The 18,883-nt window shown below is 70.6% G+C and carries 17 protein-coding genes, 1 tRNA gene and 1 pseudogene; 8 read left to right on the top strand and 11 right to left on the bottom strand.

Annotated features, from left to right (window positions below):
* The first annotated feature begins 106 nt into the window (after positions 1-106).
* Together OHB00_RS21575 and OHB00_RS21580 are read left to right on the top strand one after the other, a co-directional pair.
* The gene (locus OHB00_RS21575; protein ID WP_406436608.1) at positions 107-1,165 is read left to right on the top strand and encodes an SGNH/GDSL hydrolase family protein; all 1,059 of its coding nucleotides are present in this window, start codon (positions 107-109) and stop codon (positions 1,163-1,165) included.
* 245 nt (positions 1,166-1,410) lie between these two features.
* A complete protein-coding gene (locus tag OHB00_RS21580; protein ID WP_406436609.1) occupies positions 1,411-2,271 on the top strand; it encodes a Bax inhibitor-1/YccA family protein in 861 nt (286 codons plus the stop codon).
* Between the two features lie 93 nt (positions 2,272-2,364).
* Here OHB00_RS21580 and OHB00_RS21585 read toward each other — a convergent pair whose 3' ends face one another.
* Positions 2,365-2,595 (bottom strand): DUF4287 domain-containing protein, encoded by a 231-nt coding sequence (locus OHB00_RS21585; RefSeq protein ID WP_093502087.1) that lies wholly within the window; start codon positions 2,593-2,595, stop codon positions 2,365-2,367.
* 137 nt (positions 2,596-2,732) lie between these two features.
* On the opposite strand from OHB00_RS21585, the gene OHB00_RS21590 reads away from it, so the two are divergent.
* A complete protein-coding gene (locus OHB00_RS21590; RefSeq protein WP_406436612.1) occupies positions 2,733-3,044 on the top strand; it encodes a hypothetical protein in 312 nt (103 codons plus the stop codon).
* 129 nt (positions 3,045-3,173) lie between these two features.
* Here OHB00_RS21590 and OHB00_RS21595 read toward each other — a convergent pair whose 3' ends face one another.
* Both OHB00_RS21595 and OHB00_RS21600 read right to left on the bottom strand, forming a co-directional pair.
* Positions 3,174-3,956 carry a hypothetical protein gene (locus OHB00_RS21595; RefSeq protein ID WP_406436614.1) on the bottom strand — a complete coding sequence of 261 codons (783 nt, stop codon included), beginning with the start codon at positions 3,954-3,956 and terminating at the stop codon, positions 3,174-3,176.
* A 297-nt stretch (positions 3,957-4,253) separates the two neighbouring features.
* Positions 4,254-5,474: an acetyl-CoA C-acetyltransferase gene (locus OHB00_RS21600; RefSeq protein WP_406436615.1), complete on the bottom strand. Its 1,221-nt coding sequence runs from the start codon at positions 5,472-5,474 to the stop codon at positions 4,254-4,256.
* Between the two features lie 269 nt (positions 5,475-5,743).
* Here OHB00_RS21600 and OHB00_RS21605 point away from each other — a divergent pair.
* Positions 5,744-5,961, top strand: a pseudogene (locus tag OHB00_RS21605) (IS200/IS605 family accessory protein TnpB-related protein); the annotation flags it as partial.
* A gap of 81 nt (positions 5,962-6,042) precedes the next feature.
* Here the strand turns inward: OHB00_RS21605 and OHB00_RS21610 are convergent.
* The 5 genes from OHB00_RS21610 to OHB00_RS21630 form a co-directional block, all read right to left on the bottom strand.
* Positions 6,043-7,221, bottom strand: a complete 1,179-nt coding sequence (locus tag OHB00_RS21610; protein WP_406436617.1) for a 4-hydroxybenzoate 3-monooxygenase — start codon at positions 7,219-7,221, stop codon at positions 6,043-6,045.
* Between the two features lie 219 nt (positions 7,222-7,440).
* Positions 7,441-8,115 carry a hypothetical protein gene (locus OHB00_RS21615; RefSeq protein ID WP_406436619.1) on the bottom strand — a complete coding sequence of 225 codons (675 nt, stop codon included), beginning with the start codon at positions 8,113-8,115 and terminating at the stop codon, positions 7,441-7,443.
* Positions 8,116-8,220: 105 nt separating this feature from the next.
* Complete coding sequence (locus tag OHB00_RS21620) at positions 8,221-10,131, bottom strand: hypothetical protein (RefSeq protein ID WP_406436621.1); 1,911 nt, start codon at positions 10,129-10,131, stop codon at positions 8,221-8,223.
* 88 nt (positions 10,132-10,219) lie between these two features.
* The gene (locus OHB00_RS21625; RefSeq protein WP_189268007.1) at positions 10,220-10,438 is read right to left on the bottom strand and encodes a hypothetical protein; all 219 of its coding nucleotides are present in this window, start codon (positions 10,436-10,438) and stop codon (positions 10,220-10,222) included.
* Between the two features lie 75 nt (positions 10,439-10,513).
* A complete protein-coding gene (locus OHB00_RS21630; RefSeq protein WP_150134605.1) occupies positions 10,514-10,729 on the bottom strand; it encodes a hypothetical protein in 216 nt (71 codons plus the stop codon).
* Between the two features lie 230 nt (positions 10,730-10,959).
* Between OHB00_RS21630 and OHB00_RS21635 the strand changes: the two genes are divergently transcribed.
* On the top strand, positions 10,960-11,388 hold the full coding sequence (locus tag OHB00_RS21635) for a transcriptional regulator (RefSeq protein ID WP_406436623.1): 429 nt from the start codon (positions 10,960-10,962) through the stop codon (positions 11,386-11,388).
* Positions 11,389-11,541: 153 nt separating this feature from the next.
* On the top strand, positions 11,542-11,793 hold the full coding sequence (locus OHB00_RS21640) for a hypothetical protein (protein WP_406436625.1): 252 nt from the start codon (positions 11,542-11,544) through the stop codon (positions 11,791-11,793).
* Between the two features lie 47 nt (positions 11,794-11,840).
* Here OHB00_RS21640 and OHB00_RS21645 read toward each other — a convergent pair.
* Positions 11,841-11,923, bottom strand: a tRNA-Leu gene (locus tag OHB00_RS21645).
* 410 nt (positions 11,924-12,333) lie between these two features.
* Between OHB00_RS21645 and OHB00_RS21650 the strand changes: the two genes are divergently transcribed.
* Positions 12,334-13,107 (top strand): ABC transporter ATP-binding protein, encoded by a 774-nt coding sequence (locus OHB00_RS21650; protein ID WP_406436627.1) that lies wholly within the window; start codon positions 12,334-12,336, stop codon positions 13,105-13,107.
* Positions 13,107-15,635, top strand: a complete 2,529-nt coding sequence (locus OHB00_RS21655) for an ABC transporter permease (protein ID WP_406436629.1) — start codon at positions 13,107-13,109, stop codon at positions 15,633-15,635. The genes OHB00_RS21650 and OHB00_RS21655 overlap by 1 nt, the downstream gene beginning before the upstream one ends.
* A 62-nt stretch (positions 15,636-15,697) precedes the next feature.
* Here the strand turns inward: OHB00_RS21655 and OHB00_RS21660 are convergent, their stop codons facing one another.
* Together OHB00_RS21660 and OHB00_RS21665 are read right to left on the bottom strand one after the other, a co-directional pair.
* On the bottom strand, positions 15,698-16,993 hold the full coding sequence (locus OHB00_RS21660) for a class I SAM-dependent methyltransferase (protein WP_406436631.1): 1,296 nt from the start codon (positions 16,991-16,993) through the stop codon (positions 15,698-15,700).
* A gap of 209 nt (positions 16,994-17,202) precedes the next feature.
* Entirely contained in the window at positions 17,203-18,582 is a 1,380-nt protein-coding gene (locus OHB00_RS21665; protein ID WP_406436633.1) for an NAD(P)/FAD-dependent oxidoreductase, read from the bottom strand.
* Between the last annotated feature and the right edge of the window lie 301 nt (positions 18,583-18,883).

Raw genomic sequence — 18,883 nt, forward strand, 5'->3', positions numbered from 1 at the left:
GGACGGGCCTGAGTGCGCTTCGGAGGTTCACTCCCCGTTGAGATTGGCGCACGGGCTGTACGGGGCAAGGAGTGGATGAGCGGCAACGAGGAGGTGGCGGCGACGCATGACGAACATGTCGAGGGCGCGGGTGGCCCGGCGGATCGCGGCCGGGGCGGCGTACGGCGGCGGCGGGGTCGGGCTGGTGGGCGCGGCCGCGGTGGGCCTGGTGCTGGCCGAGGTGCGGATGGCCAGGACGGCGGTGCACAACGGCAACAGCGGCGGCCGGGTGCCGACCGCGGACGGCCGTTACGGCGACGGGTACGGCGCCTTGGGTGAGCCGCCCATCCGGCTGACGATGCTCGGCGACTCCACGGCGGCCGGGCAGGGCGTGCACCGGGCCGCCCAGACGCCGGGCGCCCTGCTGGCGTCGGGCCTCGCGGCGGTGGCCGAACGCCCGGTCGAGCTCAGCAACGTGGCGCTGCCCGGCGCCCAGTCCGACGACCTGGACCGCCAGGTGGCCCTGGTCCTGGGCACGGCCTCGCCGGTCCCCGACGTGTGCGTGATCATGGTCGGCGCGAACGACGTGACGCACCGCATGCCGCCGACCCGCTCGGTCCGCCACCTCTCCTCGGCCGTCCGCCGGCTGCGCACCGCGGGGGCGGAGGTGGTGGTGGGCACCTGTCCCGACCTGGGCACGATCGAGCCGGTACGGCAGCCGCTGCGCTGGCTGGCCCGGCGGGCGTCCCGGCAGCTGGCGGCGGCCCAGACGATCGGCGCGGTGGAACAGGGCGGCCGCACGGTGTCGCTGGGCGACCTGCTGGGGCCCGAGTTCGCGGCCAACCCCCGCGAGCTGTTCGGCCCCGACAACTACCACCCTTCGGCGGAGGGCTACGCCACCGCGGCGATGGCGGTGCTGCCGACGGTCTGCGCCGCCCTCGGCCTCTGGCCGGCGGAGGAGGAACGCCCCGACATCACCCGCCGCGAGGGCTTCCTGCCGGTCGCCCGGGCCGCGGCGGAGGCGGCGGCCGAGGCCGGCACGGAGGTCACGGCGGCGATGCCGACGGGGCCGCGGGGACCGTGGGCGCTGCTCAAGCGGCGCCGGCGCCAGCACGTGGAGCCGCCCGCACTCCCACCCGACTCGGCTGCCGAGGAGGCGAGGTCGAGGGCCCGTACCACCGACTAGGCGTTGGCAGGGTGCCGCTGGACACGTCTGGGCAGCGCGCCCCATAGGGGCGCGGGGAACGGCGCAATCGGCCCACACCGGCCCGCAGACGACGACGCACCCCTCCATGGCCGGGAATCAGGGCTCCGCGTAGCGTGTTGCGCAGCACGGTGAGGGAAAGATCCTCCGCAGGTAGTAGGATCAGTCTTTTGCCAATCCATTACTCTTGACGCCAAGGCCCCGCACGGTGGCCATGGAGGAGTGAAATGAGGAGCAGCAACCCGGTCTTCTCGCGACGGGGGTTCAGCCGCGACAACGGCTACGCGGGCTTCAACACCGCGCCGCAGGCCGGGTACGCACAGGGCAACCCGTACGCGCAGAACCCGTACGCGAACAACCCCTACGCCCAGCAGGACCTCCAGCAGGGCGCCCCGCCGCAGGCCCCGGCCACCACCGGCCGGATGACCATGGACGACGTCATCACGCGCTCCGCGATGACGCTCGGCACGGTCGCCGTCGGCGCGGTCCTCGCCTGGGCCCTGCTGCCGGTCTCCAGCACCAGCTTCGGCCTGGCCTTCGGCTCCGCGATCGTCGCGATGGTCCTGGCCCTGATCCAGAGCTTCAAGCGCACCCCGGTCCCCGCGCTGATCCTCGGGTACGCCGCCTTCGAGGGCGTCTTCCTCGGCGTCATCAGCGAGATGTACAACAGCCAGTGGAGCGGCGCCCCGTTCCAGGCGGTGCTCGGCACCATGGCGGTCTCGGCAGCGACCCTGCTGGTCTACCGGGCCGGCTGGATCCGCGTCACCGCCCGCTACGCCCGCATCGGCATGTCCATCGCCATCGCCTTCGTGCTGGTCATGGCGGTCAACCTGCTGCTGGTCGCGTTCGGCGTCGCCGACAACGGCGGCCTGCGCAGCTTCGGCCCGCTCGGCGCGATCGTCGGCATCATCGCGATCCTGCTCGGCGCGTTCTTCCTGACCCTCGACTTCAAGCAGATCGAGGACGGCATCGCCTACGGCGCCCCGAAGAACGAGGCGTGGCTGGCCGCGTTCGGCCTCACCATGACACTGGTGTGGATCTACGTCGAGATGCTGCGCCTGGTGGCGATCTTCAGCAGCAACGACTAGCGCGACGGCAGGCTCTCGCACGTGAGCCGAGAAGGGCCCCGGGGCACCGCCCCGGGGCCCTTCGCCGTCTGAGCCGTCTGTGTGCGTGCGCGCCTAGAGAAGTTTGCGCGCGGCCCTCCTCAGGTCGTACTCGTGGATCAACGCCTTCGCGTGGCCGTACGCGAGGTTGTGCTCGTGGCGGAGCCAGCTGACCTTTTCCTCGAAGCGGAAGAGCGCCGGGCCTTCGTCGACGGTACGCAGCCAGTCGGACACTTCACGACCGGTGCAGTGGGGGATGCGGGCGAGCATGTTGCGATGGGTCTCCTCGGAGAAGACTTGGGACATCGGCGCCTCCGGTGCGCAAAGGGGGTTGTAGCCGGTCCTTCACGTCACCGTGCCTGAGTGTTGGCGTGTTGGCAACAGTCATGACAGGACAGCCGGGTCCTGCCGGGAGAGCCGACGGGAGGCGTTACGCTCGCGGCGTGGTTGATACGACGCCTCTTATCCGTGCAGTGGAGCATTTCGCCGACAAGCTGAGGGCGGCACCGCAGAGCCGGCTGCAGAGGGGGGCCGCCGCGGAGGCGCTGGGGCTGGCGAGGGAGTTGGCCCGGTGGGCACAGGCGGTGGAGGAACCGGGCGCCGCGAGCCGGGAGATGCCGGACGCGGGGATGTTCGCGGTGGCCGACCAGATCACCGTGGCCGGGAACGACCTGGCGGTCGTGCTGAAGAACGAGGCCGAGGTGGGGGATGCGGTGCGGTTGGTGGAGGAGGCGCAGAAGAGGGCGGGGGTGTGAGGCCGCCGTGCGTTGCCGGGTGCGGGTGCGGGTGGGCCGTTCGCGCAGTTCCCCGCGCCCCTTCTTCTGCTTGTAGGGGCGCGGGGAACTGCGCGAGAAGCCCCACGCACCCGCACCCGACGAAGCACCTCAGAGCGACGCGATGACCCGGTCGGCCAGGATGTACACGTTCTCCTCGCCGCACGCGAACGTCAGCGTGTAGGCGCCGGAGATCCCCGACCCGCCCAACAGGTAGGGCGTCTCACCGGCGTTCAGGGCGGCGGCCAGCCGTTCCGCCGTCTCCCGGTGCCCCGGCGTCATGCACAGGGTCGTGCCGTCGGCGAAGACATAGACGTCCAGCGTGCCCAGCGGACCGGGGCGGACGTCGGAGAGTTCGGTCCGGGACTCGGCCAGCTGCTCCAGCGTCGTGACCGTACGCTCGTGGTCGTTCACCATCGGCGACTGCACCGGCACGAAGTCCGGGTGGGACGGGTGACGGCGGCGGGCCGCCGCCAGTTCGGGGGACTCCCCGGTGAACTCGTCCGTCTCCGCCGCCGGCTCGGCGACCGGTTCCAGGCCCACGAAGTCCGTCTGCCGGGGCAGGAACGGCTCACCGTCCGCCAGTCCCAGCAGCGACGGCGCGTCGGAGACGTCACGCGCCTCCTGCGCGGCCCAGAAGGCCCGGGCCTCGGCGAGCTCCCGCTCCCGCTCCTCGGCCAGCGCCTCCGCCACCGCGGCGCGTATCTCCTCGGCGTCCGCGTGACTGCGGGCCGCCGGCATGAGCGCGCGCAAGGTCGCGGCCTGGTTCTGGGCAAGCTGGGTGTGCAGCTCGGCGACCTGACGGCGCAGCTTCAGAACAGTGCGCAGGACAGCGACGCCCACGGCGCCCGTGGCGGCCGTGGTGAGCAGCAAGGCGATCGGCATGGCGCTCACTGACGTACTCCCGGTTCAAAGTCGACCCCCCGACTTCCTACATCAGCTTGAAGGGTGGACTATCAAGCTGTCAGTGCGTAACGTCACGAAACGGACAGGACTTCGGTCCTGGGGTTTAGTCGGACAACGGCTCTGACCTGCGGTGACACCTCCCCGGAGGGAGATACGTCACATCCTGGGGGAGATTGGATCACAAATCGGCCCGGTGTTCGGGGTTTTCTCGAACACCGGGCCGCAGTGTCACGGTGGGTTCCGTGACGGTCACTCAGGGGTGACCGGGGGGTCGTGCGGTGGGGCTCAGCTGAGGCGCTCGATGACCATCGCCATGCCCTGGCCGCCGCCGACGCACATCGTCTCCAGACCGAACTGCTTGTCGTGGAACTGGAGGGAGTTGATGAGCGTGCCGGTGATGCGGGCGCCGGTCATGCCGAAGGGGTGGCCGACGGCGATGGCGCCGCCGTTCACGTTCAGCTTCTCCAGCGGGATGCCCAGGTCGCGGTAGGAGGGGATCACCTGGGCGGCGAACGCCTCGTTGATCTCGACCAGGTCGATGTCGTCGATGGTGAGGCCGGCCCGGCGCAGGGCCTGCTGCGACGCCTCCACCGGGCCGAGACCCATGATCTCGGGGGAGAGGCCGGTGACGCCGGTGGACACGATGCGGGCGAGCGGTGTGAGGCCCAGCTCGCGGGCCTTGGTGTCGCTCATGATGACGACCGCGGCGGCGCCGTCGTTCAGCGGGCAGCAGTTGCCGGCGGTGACCATGCCGTCGGGGCGGAAGACCGGCTTCAGGCCCGCGACGCCCTCCAGGGTGACGCCGGCGCGCGGGCCGTCGTCCTTGCTGACGACCGTGCCGTCCGGGAGGGTGATGGGGGTGATCTCGCGCTCCCAGAAGCCGTTCTTGATGGCTTCCTCGGCGAGGTTCTGGGAGCGGACGCCGAACTCGTCCATGTCCTGACGGGTGACGCCCTTGACGCGGGCCAGGTTCTCGGCGGTCTGGCCCATCGCGATGTACGGGTCGGGGAGCAGGCCGTCCTCGCGCGGGTCGTGCCAGGTGGAGCCGGTCGACGCGGCGGTGGCGGCGGTACGCTCCCGGGCCTCGGCGAAGATCGGGTTCATGGTGTCCGGGAGGCCGTCCGAGCTGCCCTTGGCGTAGCGGGAGACCATCTCGACACCGGCCGAGATGAAGACGTCGCCCTCGCCGGCCTTGATGGCGTGCAGGGCCATGCGGCTGGTCTGCAGCGACGAGGAACAGTAACGGGTGATCGTGGTGCCGGGCAGGTGGTCCATGCCCATCTGCACGGCGACGATCCGGCCGAGGTTGTAGCCCTGCTCGCCGCCGGGCAGACCGCAGCCGAGCATCAGGTCCTCGATGTCCCTCGGGTCCAGCTCGGGGACCTTGGCGAGGGCGGCCTGGATGATCGTGGCGGTGAGGTCGTCGGGGCGCAGGTCCTTCAGGGAGCCCTTGACGGCACGGCCGATCGGGGAACGGGCGGTCGAGACGATGACGGCTTCGGGCATCACGGCTCCATTGACGTTTGGGTGGGTGGTTGGGAAGTTACCCGTACGTATGTCATCGGTCACCGGTGTCGGGGTGTGACACTGACCGCACTTTCTAAGCGCTTGCTTTCCTTTTGGGGCCGTGGCCAGGTGGTGGTTGACGGCACTTGAGCGTGTTTGTGCCCGGCCTGGTAGGTGACCTTCTCGGCACGCTGGCCTCCCGCGATCTGAAGGCGCGGTGCGCGGCCGGGCTGGACCACGACAGCGAGCAGTGGGCCGACCGCGTCATCGCCCAGCACCGAGACGCGCAGGTCAGGCATGCCCTGATCCGGCTGCTGCACTGAGCCGGGCGGCACGGCCTGGCGATCGAAGTCGAGGACCTCGACTTCAACACGGCCGCAAAAAGCGGTTCCGGAACCTGATCTCCGGTATGCCGGTGGCCCGGCTGCGGGCCCGGCTCGTGTCCATGGCGGCCGAACTCGGCGTCCCCGTCATCGCGGTCGCCCCCAACACCGTCCGGGGCGTCGGCTGAGCATGGGTTCTGGCAACAGGACTCACTCCCGCTCAGTCTCTAGGAACGGTTCATTCCTCAGGCGTCCAGGGGGAAGCCGGTGTAGGCCTCCGCCAGATCGGTCTCGGCGGCCCGGGAGGCGGCGATCCGGCCGAGCCGGGCCAGCTGGAGCCGGGCGTCGAAGGGGGTGTCGCCGGGGCCGGGGTGGAGCATGCTCGTCATGTCGTACGAGAACCGCTCGGCCTGCCAGACGCGGCGCAGGCAGGTCGCCGAGTAGGTCTCAAGGAGTTCGGGCGACCCGGTCTCCCGCTCGTGGACCAGGGCGCGGGCGAGGGTCACGACGTCGCCGACCGCCAGGTTCAGCCCCTTGGCGCCGGTCGGGGGCACGATGTGGGCGGCGTCCCCGGCGAGGAGGAGCCGGCCGTGCCGCATGGGCTCATGGACGTAGGAGCGCATGGGCGTGACCGACTTCTGGGTGATCGGGCCGCGCTCCAGGCGCCAGTCGTCGCCGGTCTCGAAGCGCCGCTCCAGCTCGTCCCAGATCGCCTCGTCGGTCCACTCCTCGGCGTCCGTGCCGGCCGGGACCTGGAGGTAGAGGCGGGAGACGGACGGCGAACGCATGGAGAGCAGGGCGAAGCCCCGGTCGTGGCGGGCGTAGACCAGTTCGTCGTGGGAGGGGGCGACGTCGGCGAGGACGCCCAGCCAGGAGTAGGGGTACGTCCGCTCGAAGACCTGTGAGAGGGCGGCGGGGAACGCCTGGCGGGCGACGCCCCAGAAGCCGTCGCAGCCGGCCACGTAGTCGCACTCCAGGACGTCCTCGCGGCCTTCGTGCCGGAACCGGATCCGCGGCCGCTCGCCCTCGGCGCCCTCCACCGCCAGCGCCTCCGCCTCGAAGAGCAGTGGGCCGCCCTCCTTGAGCTGGAGGGCGATGAGGTCCTTGCAGACCTCGGTCTGGGCGTAGACCATCACGGACCGGCCGCCGGTGAGGCCGGGGAAGTCGACGCGGTGGCGCCGCTTCGCGAACCGCAGCTCGATGCCGTCGTGGCGCAGGCCCTCGCGGTCCATGCGCTCCCCCGCGCCGGCCGCGCGCAGCACGTCCACCGTGCCCTGCTCCAGGATCCCGGCGCGCTGGCGGTGCTCGACGTAGGAGCGATCGCGGCTCTCCAGGACGACCGAGTCGATGCCCGCGTTGTGCAGCAGCCGCGCGAGGAGGAGCCCGGCGGGTCCGGCTCCGATGATGCCGACGGTGGTGCGCATCGGTCGTTCCCTTCCGTGGCCGGGCGTCGTCGCCCGGGATTCCGAGAGTAGGCCGTTCGTCTGGTGAACTTTCCTTCACTGACTTCCCCTGAGTCTCGGCCCGGTCGTGTCCCCTGTCAATGGAAGGCAGTGGTCAGGGCCCGCTGGTGATGGCATGCGGCAGGCCGCCGGGCCCGCGGGAGGCGGTCGCGGGCCCGGCGGCCGGTGTGCGCGGACGGATCAGCGGCCCGGCCAGCCGTCCAGGTGGCGGTGGAGGGTGACGTCCTTCTGCGGGTCGCCCTTCGGGGCGTTCGCCACCGCGTCGTGCAGGACCGCGGTGACCTCGGCGGCGAGCCCGTCGGCCTGCGAGCGCAGCTGGTCGGCCGGCAGGGTGGAGCGGGTCAGCGCGTCGAGCCGGTGGTGGATGTCGGCGAGCTTGTCCTGGGTGGCCTTGTCGAAGCGCAGCGCGGTCGGTGTGGAGACCACGAACTGGTAGGCCCCGGCGAGGGTCTGACAGCCCGTGCACTCCTTGTTGGCGGCGTCGCTGCGGTTCACGGCGTTCAGGTGGGTGTGCTCTCCGGCGATCGTGACGATCTGGAAGGAGAGGGCCACCGAGCGGCAGTGGTCGTCCGCCGAGCAGCCGGCCGAGACGGCGTTGGCCTGGTTGCGTACGCCGGCGGCGTTCACCGTGCCGAACTGGCGGACCGTGAAGGAGTCCCTGGCCTGGGTGTGGTGCCCGCGGTCGGCGTGGCTGAAGACCGTGTCGGAGACGACCGCGGCGTGCGGCGCGAAGGTGGCCGCCTGCGCGGGTACCGCGGTCGCCGCTCCGGCGACGCCGGCGGCGAACAGGCCGATCCGGACGGCCCGCCGGGTGAGCGGACCTGCGGTGGTGCGTGGTTTTCGGTGACTGCTCATGGAGTGCTCCTGTGCTCCTGTGCTGCTGCGGTAGGTGGTTCGGTGCCGCCGCCCGTCAGGGCATGGCCGGAGCCCGCCCGTCAGGACGTGGCCGGGGCTCGCCCGTCAGGACGTGGCCGGGGCCGGGCTCGGCGAGTCGCTGGCCGGCGGCGGCGACGGGCTGGGGGTCGGGGAGACCGGGACGCTCTCCGACGGGGTGGGCGTCGGGGACGCCGGCACGCTCTGAGGCGGCGAGGACACCGGCTCGGTGACCGGGCCCCCGCTGGCCGGCGCCGGCGACCTGGTGGGGCCGCCCTGCCCGGGGCTGCCCGGCACCGAGGCGGAGGGCGACGCCGAGGCGGACGCGCCGCTCGACGGCTTCCCGGTCGAGGGCGCGGCGCTCGCCCCGGCCGAGCCGGACGGGCCGCCGGGCACCGTGTCCGAGGGGGCGCCGGAGTCCTCCGGCTGGTCCGGGGTCGAGGCCTGCCGGGCCGGCGGCCGTTCCTCGGTCGGCACCCCCGGCTGCAGGATCGGTGCGATCGGCGGCTGCTTGGGCAGCGGCTTCGGAGTCACCCCGGACATCCAGGCGTAACTGAGCCCGGTGAGCGCGGCGAGGGCGAGGGCGCAGATCGCGAGCCTCAGCCTCGGCCGTCCCGCCGTGGCGCGCTTGGCGGCCCGGACGATCCGGCCGCCGATCTTCACGGACAGATAGACGACACCGGCCATCGGGCACAGCAGCATCACGCAGCCGATGGTCCCGACCAGCCCTTCGACGATCTTCCCGTCCACGAACGCCGAGCCGGTGCCGAGGAGTTGCTCGGTCAGCGAGCGGATCATCGTGGTGAGGATGCGCGGCAGGTTCCACAGCGCGTAGCCGAGTTCGCCGATGATCAGCGGGACCATCGTCAGAACCCAGGTGGCGACGATGGCCCGGGCCGACTTCTTCAGCCCGGCGACCTCCTGGCGGGCCCGGTCCCCCTTCGGTCCCGGCACCAGGCCCAGCAGGATCGGCTTGATCTTGCCGTAGAGGTCCGGGACCCCGGCCAGGTCGCCGAGGATGTAGTAGCCGTCCAGCCGTACGGCCGGCATCAGCTGTTCCATGATCTCGAAGTGCCCGAGATACACCGCGGCCAGGAAGAACTGGGCCCCGGTGGCGAAGTAGGCCCCGGCCATGGCCAGCATGAAGACGACGTTGAAGTAGACGCCGCCCAGGTCGGTGCGGAGCCGGCCGGCCCGCCCGATCCGGTAGACGTCGGTGACGTCGGTGTACATCGAGGGCCAGATGAGGAAGAGCCCGCACCCGATGCAGCCGGGGCGGGCTCCTCCGTATCTGCAGGCGGAGGCGTGTCCGAACTCGTGGAAGACGAGGGAGGCCACGGTGAGCACGAAGACGACGAGGATCAGGACCGGCTGGTCGAGCACCTCCAGGACGGGCTCGATCGCCCCGAAGAACCCGAACAGCCAGACGTCCATGGCGACGGCCGAGCCCAGCACCAGCGCGACCACGGCCGGCCGGTGCAGCCACGCCAGCGAACGCGCGATCTTCGCCGTACGCCGCTCGTTGAAGATCACCCGGTGGCCCTTGAGGGCGAGCAGCAGGTCGGAGCGCGGGGCCTCGACCTCGTCGTCCTCCTGGCCCTCCGGGACCGTCACACCCAGCGGCTGGAGCTTCTTCTCGACGAGGTAGCGGATGTTCTCCCCGCTGACCTCACGTCCGAAGCGGGCGCTGACCCGGTGGGCGATGGCCTCGGCATCGCGGACGCCGTCGACCGACGACGCCACCAGGTACAGCAGTCTGGACAGCTGCACGACCTGCCCGTCCCCCCGACGGGCGATGTACTTGGGCTCGGTGAAACCCGACCCCTGGTACTCACCGTGCAGCCGCAGCCCCGCGCTCAGCCTCGGCACCGGCGACGGCGGGTCGACGACCGGCAGGTTGCCCGTCGCCACCTGCTCGTAGGTCACCGGCCAGCCGCCGGGTCCGGGCACCGGGCCCGTGTCGTGCAGTGCGGCGGCCCCGTCCCCGAGCACCGTCATGTGTGGTCTCCCCCCGGATACCCATGGTGTTCCCCCCCGGTGGCCGGGAGCGCCACCGCCGGGGCGACGGCGGTGGCGCTCCTGGCGACTACTGGGTGACGCTGATCGTCTGCGCGGCCGACGACTCGGCGGACGACCAGGCGGAGTGGTCGTTCAGCGCGGCGGACTGGTTGGACGCGTCGATGTTCGCGATGTGCTTGGTGACGTTGACCGTCTTGCCGAAGCTGAACTTCAGGCGGCCGAGGGCCTCACGGCCCGGCAGCAGCTCGGCGGACTCGTTCTCCAGCTCGTTCATGTCCATGCTCATGACGGATGTCCCTTCGTTTCGTGTGCGGTGAGGTTGAGGTCGATCTCGGTGCCGGCGCCGTGCGCCAGGGCGGTGTTACTGGGTGACGCTGATGGTCTGTCCGGCGCCGGAGTCGGCCACCGACCACGACGAGTGGTCGTTCAGCGCGGCGGACTCGTTGTGGGCGCTGATGTTCGCGACGTGCTTGGTCACGTTGACCGTCTTGCCGAAGCCGAACTTCAGCCGGCCCAGGGCCTCACGGCCCGGCAGCAGCTCCGCGGACTCGGCCTCAAGCTCGTGGGCGTCCATCATGATCGCTTCCCCCTCAGGGATAGACATTTCCGATCGGACCCAGTCAGGTTCCCCCCGGACTTTGTCCAATCTGGTCGGACAAGCTGTCCAACGAGATTGGACACTAGGCCCTCTGGAACCCGCCGCGCAACCCTTTTGAAAAATCACCCTCTCGGCCGATCGCCTACCCGACCGTAGAATCGGCCGCGACATGGCGATCCCCGCCGGCGGCGAGCAGGAAGTGACGGTCAGTGGCCAACGCACTGCAGCAGTTGATCCGTGAGCGCCTCGACCGCAAGGGCTGGTCCTACGGCGACGTGGCGCGGCGCGGCGGCATCCCCCGCTCCACCGTGCACCACCTGGCCACCACCGACCGCGTGGTCCGCATGCCCCAGGCGACCACCCTGGAAGGCCTGGCCAAGGGGCTGGAACTCCCGCTGGAGGGGGTGCGCCGCGCCGCCGCCGAGGCCTGCGGGATCCACGTGTACGACACCTCGCCGGCCGCGGACCCGAACGGCATCGAAGGCGCCGGCACCGCCGATCCCGAGGTCGCGCTGCTCATCGCGAGCGTCCAGAAACTGTCGGCCGACGACCGCCGGCATGTCACCGCACTCGTCGAGTCCCTGCTGGACCGTTCCTCCCGCCCCGCGGGGCCCTCCCGGCCCGGCGAGGAGAAGTGACCGGGGCCGGACCACTCCCGGACGTTCTTCCGTCAAGTCGGAAAAAGAATCCAACTCCGCACGAAAGCGTCAAGATCCCCGGCTAGTCTCTCGTCCTGCCCGGGACGCGAGAGCCGCACGACCACGGGCTCTCAGGGGGAAGATGTGTTGTTCGTGCACGGTGGACCGGCGACGGCCGTGGTCCGCAAACCCGACGGCGAGTCCGTCGTCCTGCTGTCCGGGGAGCTCCCCGAGGTGCTCACCGACGCGTCGGTCAGCGAACTCCTGGACCTGGCCGCGGCCATCCTGGACCCGGGCGAACTCGCCCTGTTCGAGGAGTGCCTGCGCGCCCTGCGCCGCAACGGCATGCGCGCGGGCCGCCGCATCGAGGTCGACGGCGCCGTCCTGACCGTCTACGAAGGGTGAGCCCGCGCCGAGGGTGAGTCGGCGCCACTCACGAGAAGTGCGGGAAGTGCCCGGAACCGGACTTGAACCGGTACGCCCGCGAGGGGCAGCGAGGTTTAAGCTCGCCGTGTCTGCATTCCACCATCCGGGCAGGCCATGGGCTCCGCTACGAGGCTCCGACCCTATCGGGAGGCGTCCCCCGAACAGCGGACGGGCGACCCGATGTTGTCTTATTTTATTGACGTCTGAGGGAGCATCAGCCCCCGGAACGAGCCATCCGCACTTGCCAATAGCGTTACGCGCGGTGGGTGGACACGTACACGGAATGACGGAATTTCACCGTCCGAACAAGGGGGCTCCACCTGTTCTCGACGACCGGGAGCATCCGGTTCCGGTTCGGGTCTCGGGGTTCGGTGTCATCCCCAGGTATGACCCGGCCCCCGTCCGGTCCCCCCTCGGTCGCCCCCCGGAACCGGAACTGCGGCTGACTACACGGCGCCGTACGCCCGAGACGATGGTTCGGCCGTACGAACACCGCCGTCCCGACAGGAGCGCCCTTCCGTGTCCACCACACCCATCGCCGACCGGCGGACCACTTCCGTGGCCGCACGCGCCACGGACCTCTCGAAGATCTACGGCCAGGGCGAGACCCAGGTGGTCGCCCTGGACCGGGTCACCGTCGAGTTCCGGCAGGCCGAGTTCACCGCGATCATGGGGCCGTCCGGCTCCGGCAAGTCCACGCTGATGCACTGCGTGGCCGGCCTCGACACCTTCTCCTCCGGTTCCGCGCGGATCGGCGACACCGAGCTGGGCACCCTGAAGGACAAGCAGCTGACCAAGCTGCGCCGGGACAAGATCGGGTTCATCTTCCAGGCGTTCAACCTGCTGCCGACGCTGACCGCACTGGAGAACATCACCCTCCCGATGGACATCGCGGGGCGGAAACCGGACAAGCAGTGGCTGGACTCCGTGATCGAGATGGTCGGTCTGCGGGACCGGCTCGGCCACCGTCCCTCGCAGCTCTCCGGCGGTCAGCAGCAGCGCGTCGCCGTGGCCCGCGCGCTCGCCTCCCGCCCGGAGATCATCTTCGGCGACGAGCCGACCGGGAACCTCGACTCCCGCTCCGGCGCCGAGGTCCTGGGCTTCCTGCGCAACTCGGTGCGGGAGCTGGGCCAGACGGTCGTCATGGTGACCCACGACCCGGTGGCGGCGTCGTACGCGGACCGCGTGGTCTTCCTCGCCGACGGCCGGATCGTCGACGAGATGTACCGGCCGACAGCCGAGACGGTCCTCGATTTCATGAAGCAGTTCGACGCGAAGGGCCGCACCAGCTGATGTTCCGCACCGCCCTGCGCAACGTACTCGCGCACAAGGCCCGGCTGCTGATGACCGTGCTCGCCGTCATGCTCGGCGTCGCGTTCGTGTCCGGCACCCTCGTCTTCACCAACACCATCTCGGACGCCTACCAGAACAGCTCCGCCAAGGGCTTCAAGGGCGTCGACGTGGCCGTCACCGCCAAGAGCCAGGAGGACAAGGGCAATACCGTCGGCAAGACGCCCGACCTCACCCAGGCCGTCCTCGACAAGGCCGCGAAGGTCCCCGGCGCCGCCTCCGCGACCGGGGTCGTCTCCGGCTTCACCGCGATCGCCGACAAGGACGGCAAGCTGATAGGCGGCGGCTGGCAGTCCGAGGGCGGCAACTACTGGGGCACCAAGGACGCCCGCTACCCCCTCGTCAGCGGCCACGCGCCCAGCGGCAAGGACGAGGTGCTGATCGACTCCAGGACCGCCGAGCGGGCCGGCTACAAGGTCGGCGACACCGTGCGCATCTCGGTCGACGGCCCGGTCCTCACCCCGACCGTCGCCGGCGTCTTCACCACCGACGACGGCAATGTCGCGGCCGGCGGCAGCCTCGCCCTGTTCGACACGGCGACCGCGCAGCAGCTGTTCGGCAAGAAGGGCGCGTACGACGAGATCGACGTGACCGCGAGGTCCGGCACCGGGCAGGCCGCGCTCAAGTCCCAGCTGGACCAGGCGCTGCCGAAGAAGCTCGTGGAGACCACCACCGGCCAGAAGCTCGCCGACGACCAGGCGCAGCAGATCTCCAGCAGCATGAGCGGGCTGCGCCAGGGCCTGCTGGTCTTCGCCGGTATCGCCCTGTTCGTCGGCACGTTCATCATCGCCAACACCTTCACCATGCTGGTCGCCCAGCGCACCAGGGAACTGGCGCTGCTGCGGGCGGTCGGCGCCTCCCGCCGTCAGGTCACCCGCTCGGTGCTGATCGAGGCGTTCGTGGTCGGCGCGGTGGCGGGGGTGACCGGTCTGGTCGCCGGTATCGGCATCGGCGCCGGACTGCGCTCGCTGCTGGGCTCGTTCGGCGCGACCGTCCCGGACGGCCCGCTGGTCGTCAGCCCCGGCACGGTGGCCGCCGCGCTCGCGGTCGGCGTCGTCATCACCATGCTGGCCGCCTGGCTGCCCGGCCGCCGCGCCGCGAAGATCCCGCCGGTGGCCGCGATGAGCGCCCTGCACGCCGCCCCGACCACCAAGTCGCTGGTACTGCGCAACACGATCGGCGCCCTCTTCTCGGCGGCGGGCGTGGCGGTGATCCTGGCGGCGACCACGATGAACGGCAGCGACGGCCAGGCCCCGATGGGCCTCGGCACCGTCCTGCTCATCGTCGGCGTCTTCGTCCTGACCCCGCTGCTGTCCCGTCCGCTGATCGCGGCCGCGGCACCGCTGCTGCGCGGGTTCGGGGTCTCCGGCAAGCTCGCCCGCCAGAACTCGGTGCGCAACCCGCGCCGTACCGCCGCCACCGCCTCCGCCCTGATGATCGGCCTGACCCTGATCACCGGCATGACGGTGATGGCGGGCAGCCTGCAGAAGTCCATCGACAGGATGGCGAGCTCGGCGATCCGCGCGGACTACATCGTCTCGATGGCCAACGGCAACGCGCTCTCCCCCGACGTGGCGAAGAAGGTCGCGGCCACCGACGGCGTGACCGCCTCCAGCCCGCTCAGCAACGCGGCCTCCCGGATCGACGGCGAGACCGAGTTCCTGACCGGCGTCGACGGCTCGTCGATCGGGAAGCTCACCGACCTCACGGTGGACAGCGGCACCTTCAAGGTCGGCGGTTCGGACGTCGCCGTGGACGACGACACCGCCAAGTCGCACGGCTGGAAGGCCGGTTCCGTCTTCACCGTCCACTACGAGGACGGGAAGTCGCAGCGGCTGACGGTCGCCGGGGTCTACGAGGGCAACGCGGTGATCCGCGGGATCATGCTCGACAGCACCACCCTCACCCCGCACGAGACCGACCCCGCCGACATGCAGGTCATGGTCAGGACGGCGGACGGCGCGTCGAGCGCGACCAAGGACAAGCTGGAGAAGGCCCTCGGCTCCAACCCTGCGATCAAGGTCCAGGACAAGCAGGACCTGTCGAACTCCATCGCCCAGGCGTTCACGCTGATCCTGAACATGGTCTACGGGCTGCTCGCGATGGCGGTGATCGTCGCGGTCCTGGGTGTCATCAACACCCTGGCCATGTCGGTGTTCGAACGCTCCCAGGAGATCGGCATGCTCCGCGCGATCGGCCTGGACCGCAAGGCGGTCAAGCGGATGGTCCGCCTGGAGTCCCTGGTCATCTCCCTCTTCGGCGGGGTGCTGGGCATCGGCCTCGGCGTGTTCTTCGGCTGGGCGGCCGGGCAGCTGGTCGGCTCGCGGATGCCGACGTACGAACTGGTGCTGCCCTGGGCCAGGATGGCGGTCTTCCTGCTGCTGGCCGGCACGGTCGGCGTCCTGGCGGCCCTGTGGCCCGCCCGGCGCGCGGCGAAGCTGAACGTGCTGGCGGCGATCAAGGCCGAGTAGCGAGCGGCGGCACGTACGGCGAAGGGGCCCCACGCTCGCCGCGGGGCCCCTTTCGGATGCCGTCAGTTCCAGGTACGGGTGCGCAGCGGCAGTCCGGAGGCGCCCGAGTCCGGGGTACGGACGGCCAGCACCTGGTTGACGCCGATGCGGTTGCGTTCGAAGGCCAGGGCGCAGGCGGCCATGTAGAGCCGCCAGACCCGGGCCCGGCCCGGGCTGGTCAGCCGCATGGCGCGCGGCCACTCGGCCTCCAGGTTGGCCACCCACTGGCGCAGGGTGCGCGCGTAGTGCTCACGGATCGACTCCACGTCCCGCACCTCGAACCCGGCCCGCTCCAGCTGGGTGACGGTGGTGCCGATCGGGGCGAGCTCACCGTCCGGGAAGACGTAGGCGTCGATGAACGCGTCGACGTTGTACGCCGACTCGTCGCGCTGCGGCCGCCGCGCGATCTGGTGGTTGAGCAGCCGCCCGCCGGGCTTCACGAGCCCGTAAAGGTCCTGCGCGTACGCCAGGTACCGCTCGGCCCCGACGTGCTCGGCCATCCCGATCGACGAGATCGCGTCGTACGGGCCGTCCCGGACGTCCCGGTAGTCCTGGACCCTGATCTCCACCCGGTCCGTCAGACCCGCGTCAGCGACCCGTTTACGGGCGTACGCGGCCTGCTCCTGGGAGAGGGTGACCCCGACGACGCCCACACCGTGCTCCCGGGCCGCGTGGATCGCCATGGAGCCCCAGCCGCAGCCGACGTCGAGCAGCCGCTGACCGGGGGTCAGGCCGAGCTTCGCGCAGACGAGTTCGAGCTTGTCGCGCTGCGCGCTCTCCAGCGTCTCTGCGTTTTCGACGGCCCCCCAGTATGCGCACGAGTAGACCATCGACGGGCCGAGGACGAGCTCGTAGAAGTCGTTGCCCACGTCGTAGTGGTGGCTGATGGCCCGCCTGTCGCTGTGGCGGGTGTGCAGATGGCGGGGTCTGCGGACCTCCTCGCGGGGCGGGGCCGGCGGGACGGGCGGTCCGACGAGCCCGAGCAGCTCCCGGACGGCCCTGCGCACGGAGGGGTCGCGCAGGGCCTGAAGGACCGTACGACCGCCGTCCTCGCGCTCCCAGAGCAGACCGGACATCGCCCCGAGGACGCCGTAGAGGTCGCCCTCGATGTCCAGGTCGCCGGCGACCCAGGCCCGGGCGAGGCCCAGTTCGCCCGGCTTGAACAGCATGTGACGCAGAGCTCGGCGATTGCGGATCACGAGCGCCGGGGCGCCCGGCGGTCCGGCCTGTGAGCCGTCCCAGGCCCGCAGCCGCACCGGGAGCGGAACTCCCAGCACCTGCTCGGCAACACTCCTCAGCCGCGACGCTGCGTCGGCCATGGCGCACACCTCCAAGACGTCGATCCCGGATGCCGGTTACCACGTAAACACCGTGAGGCCACCAGCGCAGTCCCGCAAAGGAGTTACGACTGGGCAAAACAGGTGTAGTCAACATCTAATCGGGTCGGCTCCCGGAAACGCCGAAGGACCTCCCGCACCACGGATGGCGGGAGGTCCTTCGGCTGGTTCGGCGACCGATGTGCCCTGGGTCAGGAGGCCTTGGCCTTCTCCTCGGCCTTCGGGGCGGCGACCGGCGCGGGCTTGGCGGCCTCGTAGAACTCCTCGCGGGGGTTCTCCATGGCACCCAGGGACACGACCTCGCGCTTGAGGAACATGCCGAGCGTCCAGTCGGCGAAGATGCGGATCTTGCGGTTCCAGGTCGGCATGGCCAGACCGTGGTAGCCGCGGTGCATGTACCAGGCGAGACGGCCCTTGACCTTGATCTTCGTCTTGCCCAGGACGATCATCGCGACGCCCTTGTGCAGACCCAGACCGGCGACCGCGCCCTTGTTGGCGTGGCTGTACTCCTTCTGCGGGAAGCCCCGCATGCCGGAGACCACGTTGTCGCCGAGGATCTTGGCCTGCCGCAGCGCGTGCTGCGCGTTCGGCGGGCACCAGGCGTTCTCCACGCCGGCCTTGCGGGCGGCGACGTCCGGCACCTGGGCGTTGTCGCCCGCGGCCCAGATGTAGTCGGTGCCCTGCACCTGGAGGGTCGGCGCGGTGTCGACGTGACCGCGCGGGCCGAGCGGCAGGCCGAAGCGGGCCAGCGCCGGGTTCGGCTTGACGCCGGCCGTCCAGACGATCGTGTTGGAGTCGACCTCAAGGCCGTTCTTCAGCACCACGTGACCGTCGACGCAGGAGTCCATCGAGGTGGAGAGGTAGATCTCCACACCGCGGCTCTCCAGGTGCTCCTTGCCGTAGAGGCCGAGCTTGGGGCCGACCTCGGGAAGGATCTTGTCGGCGGCGTCGACGAGGACGAAGCGCATGTCCTCACGGGACACGTTCTTGTAGTACTTGGCGGCGTCGCGGGCCATGTCCTCGACCTCGCCGATGGTCTCCGCGCCGGCGAAGCCACCGCCGATGAAGACGAAGGTGAGCGCCTTGCGGCGGATCTCCTCGTCGGTCGTGGAGTCGGCCTTGTCCAGCTGCTCAAGGACGTGGTTGCGCAGGCCGATGGACTCCTCGATGCCCTTCATGCCGATGCCCTGCTCGGCGAGGCCGGGGATCGGGAAGGTGCGGGAGACCGCGCCGAGCGCGATGACCAGGTAGTCGAAGGGCAGCTCGTACGCCTCGCCGACGAGCGGCGCGATCGTGGCGACCTTGCGGTCCTGGTCGATGGTGGTGACCCGGCCGGTGAGGACCTCCGCCTTCGGCAGCACGCGTCGCAGCGGGACGACGACGTGCCGAGGGGAGATGCTGCCGGCGGCGGCTTCGGGGAGGAAGGGCTGGTAGGTCATGTACGACCGGGGGTCGACGACCGTGACGGTCGCCTCGCCGTAGCGCATCTTCTTGAGAATGCGCCGAGCTGCGTACAGGCCTACGTACCCACCGCCTACTACGAGGATCCTGGGACGCTCCGTGGTGCTCATGGCATCGAGTATCCACCCGCCCCGAGGGGGCCGCTCGTGCGCCCCTTCACAAGCTTCCACAGAGGTCGTGCTACACTCCGCCGCCCACGTGACACAGGTCATGGTCGGCGGCGGGAACCCACTTCCGATACGACCCGTTGTCAATGCCGCGTGAGCTGCCTCTCCAGGCTTCCGGGGGCACCGTGAGGGCACCCGATGTCACCCTCACGAGTACCTCCCGAATCACCTTCGAATCGCTCTCCTGAGCACGCACTCGGGGCCGTTGAGCCCCCGAACGGCCGAAGAGCCCCCACCGGACCCC

It is taken from the genome of Streptomyces sp. NBC_00631, assembly GCF_045206895.1.
In the GTDB taxonomy this organism is placed as follows: Bacteria; Actinomycetota; Actinomycetes; order Streptomycetales; family Streptomycetaceae; genus Streptomyces.

What these genes read in the sequence shown, in the direction of transcription:
- OHB00_RS21610 (WP_406436617.1), bottom strand. Translation starts at nt 7,221, where the DNA reads ATGCGCACCACCGTCGGCATCATCGGAGCCGGACCCGCCGGGCTCCTC.
- OHB00_RS21620 (WP_406436621.1), bottom strand. Translation starts at nt 10,131, where the DNA reads ATGACGGTGCTCGGGGACGGGGCCGCCGCACTGCACGACACGGGCCCG.
- OHB00_RS21580 (WP_406436609.1), top strand. Translation starts at nt 1,411, where the DNA reads ATGAGGAGCAGCAACCCGGTCTTCTCGCGACGGGGGTTCAGCCGCGAC.
- OHB00_RS21575 (WP_406436608.1), top strand. Translation starts at nt 107, where the DNA reads ATGACGAACATGTCGAGGGCGCGGGTGGCCCGGCGGATCGCGGCCGGG.
- OHB00_RS21660 (WP_406436631.1), bottom strand. Translation starts at nt 16,993, where the DNA reads ATGGCCGACGCAGCGTCGCGGCTGAGGAGTGTTGCCGAGCAGGTGCTG.
- OHB00_RS21655 (WP_406436629.1), top strand. Translation starts at nt 13,107, where the DNA reads ATGTTCCGCACCGCCCTGCGCAACGTACTCGCGCACAAGGCCCGGCTG.
- OHB00_RS21625 (WP_189268007.1), bottom strand. Translation starts at nt 10,438, where the DNA reads ATGAGCATGGACATGAACGAGCTGGAGAACGAGTCCGCCGAGCTGCTG.
- OHB00_RS21615 (WP_406436619.1), bottom strand. Translation starts at nt 8,115, where the DNA reads ATGAGCAGTCACCGAAAACCACGCACCACCGCAGGTCCGCTCACCCGG.
- OHB00_RS21585 (WP_093502087.1), bottom strand. Translation starts at nt 2,595, where the DNA reads ATGTCCCAAGTCTTCTCCGAGGAGACCCATCGCAACATGCTCGCCCGC.
- OHB00_RS21600 (WP_406436615.1), bottom strand. Translation starts at nt 5,474, where the DNA reads ATGCCCGAAGCCGTCATCGTCTCGACCGCCCGTTCCCCGATCGGCCGT.
- OHB00_RS21630 (WP_150134605.1), bottom strand. Translation starts at nt 10,729, where the DNA reads ATGATGGACGCCCACGAGCTTGAGGCCGAGTCCGCGGAGCTGCTGCCG.
- OHB00_RS21665 (WP_406436633.1), bottom strand. Translation starts at nt 18,582, where the DNA reads ATGAGCACCACGGAGCGTCCCAGGATCCTCGTAGTAGGCGGTGGGTAC.